Genomic DNA, 6,252 nt, shown 5'->3' with positions numbered 1-6,252 from the left:
GCCGAGCGCGTAGTTTAGGCGTACAGACTGAGCCTTGATCGTGATGCCGCGCTCTTTTTCGATGTCCATCGTGTCCATGATCTGTGAGCTCATCTCGCGGTCGCTTACGGCGCCGCACTCCTGGATGAGGCGGTCTGCGAGGGTTGATTTGCCGTGGTCGATGTGAGCGATGATACTAAAATTTCTGATGTTTTTCATGAAATCCCTAGTTAAATTTTGGGCGATTGTATAAAAATTTTCGTTAAAGTAGAGTAAATTTAGCTTTCGTTAAACGGGTGGCGGCTTGAGGCGGGAGATTTGGAGTAAATTTGACGCGTATTCGGTTCGTAAAATTTAACGTAAATTTTGAAGTTTTTCGCGCACGGCGCAAATAACGACGCAAAGCGAATACAAAAAATAAACATACGCCGCCAGTGGAGCAAAAGCTACGAACCCTGAGGCGTAAACTAGAGCGCTTAGGCCGTATGTCGCGTTTGCAAGCGCGGGTATATGATACGTCCAAAGCTCAGGCTTTTCAAAAGGAGTGTCGATAGCGTTGAAATACAAAGCCAAATTTAGCGCTAGCAGTAACAAAAATATATAATTCTTTTTCATAAAAGGAAAAGCGGCGCAAACCAAGGCTACCGCGAAATTTAACGCGATGAGAGAAACCATATAGCTACCGCCCGCAAAGGCGCAAAGAAGGCCTAAAAGCACGATTAATACATCTTTTTTCATATCTAAACTACCACCTTTTTTAGCTCTTTCAGATTTTGCATAGCGTATAAATTTTGATTTATTTGCCCGCTAAATTTTCGCCCAAATTTAATGACTATGCCCCAAATGTCCGCCCGCGTCGTTTGATCTTACTTCACAGATTAGCTCGTCGGCGCATTCGCTCTCGCTGCTCTCAACCTGCAGCGTCGTGTGCGTGATGCCTAGATGCTCCATTTCGTGTGATATTTCGGCCACGATCCGCTCAGCTTCGCGCACGCTTAGCTCGCCGCTAACCACCACGTGAGCCGTGAGCGCGTTTGCGCCGCTTGTTATGCTCCAGACGTGCAGGTCGTGCACCGAGAGCACTCCGTCCACGCCTCTGATCTGCGCGATGAGTCCGTCCAGGCTCACGCCCTTTGGCGAGCCCTCCATCAGGATGTTTAGGCTGTCTTTTAGCACGCCCCAGCCGCTTTTTACGATGAGCACGGCCACGAGCACGCTAGCTGCCGCGTCCGCCCAGCCCCAGCCAAAGCACATCATCAGCACAGCTGCCGCGATAGCGCCCACCGAGCCCGCAGCGTCGCCAAGTACGTGTAGGTAGGCGCCGCGCATATTGACGTTTTCTCTCACGTCGCCGCCGCGTAGCATGTATAGCGCCACGACGATGTTGATGGCGAGCCCCAGCGTGCTGATGGCGAGCATACCCGTGGTGGCTACTTCTGGCGGGTTTTGTAGGCGTCGCGTCGCTTCGATAACGATAAAAACGGCGATGACGATGAGCGTGACGGCGTTTATCGTCGCGGCTAAAATTTCGATCCGCCTGTAGCCGAAAGTCTTTTGCAGATTGCCTTTACGTTCGCCGAATTTAAATGCAAGCAGCGAAAGTCCGAGCGCCGCGGCGTCTGATAGCATATGTCCGGCGTCTGAGAGTAGGGCGAGCGAGTTTGTCGCGAAGCCGCCCGCGACCTCGATCAGCATAAAAGCGGAGATTATAAGGAAGGAATTTCTCAAAACGACCTTGTTTGACGCGTGCGAATGCGCACAGTGGGCGTGATTTTCGTGCATTTTGACCTCGCTTTTGGGCAAATTTTAGTTAAATTATACCTCAAAAAAGCGCTTAAATTTTATCTATATCGCCTTCTAGTCCGGCATCTACGCGCTTGCCGATGTCTTTTAGCTTGCTAAACTCCTCTATCAGTCTCGGCGCGTCATCAAGGCTGATCGCAAACGTCCAAAGATAGGTGAGCACCGAGTAGATGTGGCCCGCGTTTGCCTGCTTGTGTGATAGCAAAAATATCGCCAAGCTAAAAATCGCCGCCGCACTCGCGCCGATGATAAAAAAGCTCATCGCCTCTCTGTTTGATATGCGGATACGAAGCTTTGAAAGTACGTCGTAGTGGCGCTTTAGCGTGCGCTCATCGCCTGTACTTATGCGTCCTGCCTCGCGCTCTAGCTGGTTGTTTAGCTTGAGATACAAGCGGTCGTTTTTGGCGATGTATTTGGGTAGCAAAACTCCAAAAACCGCGAGCAGGGCAAAAACTGCCAAACCTACGTAGAACTCGATAAATAAAAGCATGATCGCCGAGCCGAAAATCGATACGACCGAGGTAAAAAACACGGGAAAATGCTGCTCGAAAAAATCCACGAATTCGCGAGATAAATTTGCCCTTGCGATTATGACGCTTTCGTCTTTTGAGGCTCTTTTTTCATTCATTATCACGCTTACGGCAAGTCCTGCATATATCCTAGTAAATACCTGCGTATCCACGCGCCGCCTAATCGAGCCAAGCCCCCAGCCCACGAACACCATGCACGAGTAGCTAAGTGCCAAAAGCGTATCGCCTGCTACGATGGCGTTTATGGCGATGCCGGCTAGTACGGGATAGACGAGAAATAGCCCGTTTTCCGCCAAAACCAGGCTAAACGTCAAGAACAGCTTTTTAAAATTTTTCTTTGCAATGAGCGTTAGCGTCTTAAATGCGCTATTTTGCATAAAATTCCTTTGTTTAAAATCGCGCGGATTTTAGCTGTTTTTAAAACTCGCGTCAAATTTTGGAATTTTTGCTGTAACTCTTGACATTACAACAAAATTTTATTATACTTCGCTCATCGGTTGTAAGATATAAAGTTACAACAAAAATCTAAGGAGACAAAGATGTCAAACTACAAGATCGTTTCAACGAAAAATGCGCCGAGAGTCGAGCTGAAAGACGCTCTAAATTTAAGCGGCTGTGAGCTCTCTATCAACGAGCTTCCGGCAAACGTGAGCGTGCCTTTCGTGCATTCGCACAAGCAAAACGAGGAGCTTTACTTGGTGCTAAAAGGCGGCGGTACGCTATTCATCGACGGTGAGGAGACGGCGGTCAGCGAGGGCGACGCGATCCGCATCGATCCAGACGGCAAGAGATGCTTCAAGGCAGGCGCGCAGGGGATGAAGTTTATCTGTATCCAGACCAAACGCGGCAGCCTGGAGCAGTACACGATGGAGGACGGCGTGATAAACGAGGATGTAAAGCCAAGCTGGCTGTAAATTTACGCGGCAATAAAAACAAATTAAATTTAAATGAAAAACAATGAAGATAGTAATCATAGGTGCAAACGGCAAAACGGGCATAAATTTAGTAAATGAAGCCCTAAAACAAGGCTACGACGTCACGGCTATCGTGCGAAACAAAGAGTATAAAAACGGCGACGTCAAAGTAGTCTATAAAGATATTTTTGAGCTAACGAAGGCGGATCTAGCGGGCTTTGACGCCGTTATCAGCGCATTTGCGGCATGGATGCCCGAAACGTTCCCGCTTCATAAAAAGGTAGCAAAACACCTCGCAGACGCGCTTAGCGGTACTAAAACGAGGCTGCTAGTCATCGGCGGCGCGGGTACGCTATACGTGGACGATAAAGGCACTATGGCTATGGATACGCCGGGCTTCCCGCCTGAATATATGGGCGTCGCAAAGGCTACGGCGGAGTCGTTTTTTGAGCTAAAAGGTAGAACCGATGTGCTTTGGACTTACGTAAGCCCGGCCGGCGAATACGACGATCAGGGAGCTCGCACCGGCAAATACGTGCTCGGTAACGATCACGTCATACTAAACTCGCAAAACGAGAGCTACATCAGCTACGCCGATCTTGCGATCGCGATCATTGACGAGCTAAAAAATAGAAATTTCGTGCAAAAACGCTTTACCGCAGTCGGCGAGAGAGCGTGAGCTTAAAATTTTGCGTAATTTAGCTAAAATAATGCCGCACGAAACCAACGTACGGTTTTTAAATTTAAATCAAGGCCGGTTATGCAAATAGGACAAAAATTTTCCATCGCTATACATATATTGCTTAGCTGCGAGTTTTTTAAGGACGAGAAAAACACGAGCGAATTTTTAGCAGGCACGATCGGCACGAACCCCGTCATCGTGCGAAATATCATTAGGCTTTTAAAATCGGCAAATTTGATAAACGTAAGCGCGGGCACGGGCGGGGCGAGCCTAGCTAAAAAGCCTGATCAAATCACGCTTTTTGATATATTTTCGGCGGTAAACGAGGGCGAAAACGACATCTTTAAAATCCACAAAAACTCGCCGCCGCCTTGTCCGCTAGGAGGCAGGATCGAGGCGCTTTTGACGCCTAAATTTGCCTCCGCGCAGCAAGCGATGTTTGATAGCTTGGCGGGCGTAAATTTGCAAAATTTGCTAGACGAACTGGCGGCTAAAAACTAAAATTTGCGTCTTTTAATTTTTTCTCGCTTTAAATTTAATCCGTAATTCAAAAAACAGAAGTGTTTGTAGTTTAAGAAAAATTTACTTATAATTCACGGATTAAATTTAAAAGAGATTTCGTGCAACCAAACGCTAGACGCGGAATAGTCCAGAAATATTTCGAGGCGAATTTGCTTCTAAAAATTTTAGCTGGACTTATTTTGGGCGCCGTTTGCGGCATTATTTTTTAAGACGCAAAGGACGCGATAGTTATCCTAAAGCCTTTTGGCGACGTGTTCATAAGACTTCTTAAGATGATCATCGTGCCTATCGTTATGGCTTCGCTCATCGTGGGCTGTAGCTCCATCTCGCCTTCCGATCTTGGCAGAGTGGGGGCAAAGGTGCTGATTTTTTACATATTGACGTCGTTTTTTGTCATCATAGTCGGGCTTTCGGTAGGGCTTATCTTGGAGCCGGGAGCCGGACTGCACATAACCGGCAGCGGCGACGTAGCCGGTAAAGCCGCAAATGTGCCCAGTATGTCGTCGATACTCGTAAATTTATTTCCCACTAACCCTTTTGAAGCTATTGCAAAGGGCGAAATTTTACAAATCATAACTTTTAGCTTATTTTTCGGCGTCGCGCTTTCGTTTTTAAAGGATAGCAAGGACGAGAGGCTAAGTAGGCTGGGAAATCTGATCTACGACGTATTTGACGGGATCAACCATATCATGTTTTACGTTATAAGATGGATCATGGAGTACGCGCCGTTTGGCGTTTTCGCTCTTATATTTATCGTATTTTCGCAGCAAGGCGTAAAGGCTTTCGGGCCGCTGCTTGGCGTCACGGTTAGCGCGTATATCGGCTTTGCGGCTCAAATTTTCGTCGTTTATTTCTTTATTTGCTTGATCGTTAAAATCAATCCGTTTAAATTTCTAAAAAAAGTTCGATCGCCTATGCTAACGGCTTTTGTAACCAGAAGCTCGGGCGGAACGCTGCCTATCTCGATGAAAACGGCTGAAGAAGATATGGGTATCCCAAAGCAAATTTACGGCTTTGCGCTTCCCGTGGGCGCCACCGTAAATATGAACGGTACGATCATATATCTTGGTATCTGCGCGATGTTTATCGCTAACGCCGTGGGTGTGGAGCTTGACTCGGGGGCTAAAATGACCATAATACTAACGGCCGTCCTTGCCGCCGTCGGAACTGCCGGAGTGCCTGGAGCTGGCGCGATAATGCTTTTGATGGTGCTTGAATCAGTCGGTCTAAAAGTCGAGGGCGGAAGCGCGGTAGCCGCAGCGTATGCGTTGATTTTAGGTATCGATGCGATCCTTGATATGGGGCGCACGTCGATGAACGTGACGGGAGATATGCTGGGCGCGCTAGTTGTGGCCAAAAATGAAAAAAATTAGACGAAAGCAAGTGGGCGGATTAGAATTTAATAAATATTTAGATAAAATCGCTAAAAATTTAAAGGAAATATATGATTTTTATCGACGCTTGTTTAAAAAAACCTACGCCTTATACGCCCGTTTGGATGATGCGTCAGGCGGGGCGTTATCTGCCCGAATACAAAGCCACGCGCGCGAAAGCGGGCAGCTTCCTCGATTTGTGTAAAAACACCGAATTAGCGACCGAAGTCACTATCCAGCCCTTAGAACGCTTCGATTTGGATGCGGCGATTCTGTTCTCCGACATCCTGACCGTTCCCGACGCAATGGGCTTGGGACTGTATTTTGCCGAAGGCGAAGGCCCGAAATTCGAACGCGCCTTGCAACACGAAGCCGACATTGCCAAGCTGCAAGTTCCCGATATGGAAAAACTGCAATACGTCTTTGACGCCGTCGGCTCCATCCGCAAA

Annotated in this window: 9 protein-coding genes; 5 read left to right on the top strand and 4 right to left on the bottom strand. The window is 47.7% G+C overall.

All coding sequences use genetic code 11. The annotated features are described in order from the left end of the window. The 4 genes from Q0200_RS03035 to Q0200_RS03020 form a co-directional block, all read right to left on the bottom strand. The coding region (locus tag Q0200_RS03035) for a GTP-binding protein (RefSeq protein ID WP_297937556.1) at nucleotides 1-198 on the bottom strand (198 nt) is incomplete at its 3' end. A 135-nt stretch (nucleotides 199-333) separates the two neighbouring features. After that, nucleotides 334-717 carry a transporter gene (locus tag Q0200_RS03030; protein WP_297937554.1) on the bottom strand — a complete coding sequence of 128 codons (384 nt, stop codon included), beginning with the start codon at nucleotides 715-717 and terminating at the stop codon, nucleotides 334-336. Nucleotides 718-804: 87 nt separating this feature from the next. After that, entirely contained in the window at nucleotides 805-1,761 is a 957-nt protein-coding gene (locus tag Q0200_RS03025; protein WP_297937551.1) for a cation diffusion facilitator family transporter, read from the bottom strand. A gap of 52 nt (nucleotides 1,762-1,813) precedes the next feature. Next, nucleotides 1,814-2,689, bottom strand: a complete 876-nt coding sequence (locus tag Q0200_RS03020; protein WP_297937549.1) for an ABC transporter six-transmembrane domain-containing protein — start codon at nucleotides 2,687-2,689, stop codon at nucleotides 1,814-1,816. 162 nt (nucleotides 2,690-2,851) lie between these two features. Here Q0200_RS03020 and Q0200_RS03015 point away from each other — a divergent pair, with 162 nt between their 5' ends. The 5 genes from Q0200_RS03015 to Q0200_RS02995 form a co-directional block, all read left to right on the top strand. After that, on the top strand, nucleotides 2,852-3,226 hold the full coding sequence (locus tag Q0200_RS03015) for a cupin domain-containing protein (RefSeq protein ID WP_297937547.1): 375 nt from the start codon (nucleotides 2,852-2,854) through the stop codon (nucleotides 3,224-3,226). Between the two features lie 43 nt (nucleotides 3,227-3,269). Further along, on the top strand, nucleotides 3,270-3,905 hold the full coding sequence (locus Q0200_RS03010; RefSeq protein ID WP_297937545.1) for an NAD(P)H-binding protein: 636 nt from the start codon (nucleotides 3,270-3,272) through the stop codon (nucleotides 3,903-3,905). Nucleotides 3,906-3,986: 81 nt separating this feature from the next. Continuing rightward, complete coding sequence (locus tag Q0200_RS03005) at nucleotides 3,987-4,409, top strand: Rrf2 family transcriptional regulator (protein ID WP_297937543.1); 423 nt, start codon at nucleotides 3,987-3,989, stop codon at nucleotides 4,407-4,409. A gap of 272 nt (nucleotides 4,410-4,681) precedes the next feature. Continuing rightward, nucleotides 4,682-5,803 (top strand): dicarboxylate/amino acid:cation symporter, encoded by a 1,122-nt coding sequence (locus Q0200_RS03000; protein WP_366118171.1) that lies wholly within the window; start codon nucleotides 4,682-4,684, stop codon nucleotides 5,801-5,803. 71 nt (nucleotides 5,804-5,874) lie between these two features. Further along, nucleotides 5,875-6,252 (top strand): uroporphyrinogen decarboxylase family protein (locus tag Q0200_RS02995; RefSeq protein WP_297937541.1); only part of this gene is annotated, 378 nt, incomplete at its 3' end.

Origin of the sequence: uncultured Campylobacter sp., assembly GCF_938045225.1 — a bacterium.
In the GTDB taxonomy this organism is placed as follows: Bacteria; Campylobacterota; Campylobacteria; order Campylobacterales; family Campylobacteraceae; genus Campylobacter_A.
This window is presented reverse-complemented; position numbering and strand designations above follow the sequence as displayed.

What these genes read in the sequence shown, in the direction of transcription:
- Q0200_RS03030 (WP_297937554.1), bottom strand. Translation starts at nt 717, where the DNA reads ATGAAAAAAGATGTATTAATCGTGCTTTTAGGCCTTCTTTGCGCCTTT.
- Q0200_RS03015 (WP_297937547.1), top strand. Translation starts at nt 2,852, where the DNA reads ATGTCAAACTACAAGATCGTTTCAACGAAAAATGCGCCGAGAGTCGAG.
- Q0200_RS03025 (WP_297937551.1), bottom strand. Translation starts at nt 1,761, where the DNA reads ATGCACGAAAATCACGCCCACTGTGCGCATTCGCACGCGTCAAACAAG.
- Q0200_RS03005 (WP_297937543.1), top strand. Translation starts at nt 3,987, where the DNA reads ATGCAAATAGGACAAAAATTTTCCATCGCTATACATATATTGCTTAGC.
- Q0200_RS03020 (WP_297937549.1), bottom strand. Translation starts at nt 2,689, where the DNA reads ATGCAAAATAGCGCATTTAAGACGCTAACGCTCATTGCAAAGAAAAAT.
- Q0200_RS03010 (WP_297937545.1), top strand. Translation starts at nt 3,270, where the DNA reads ATGAAGATAGTAATCATAGGTGCAAACGGCAAAACGGGCATAAATTTA.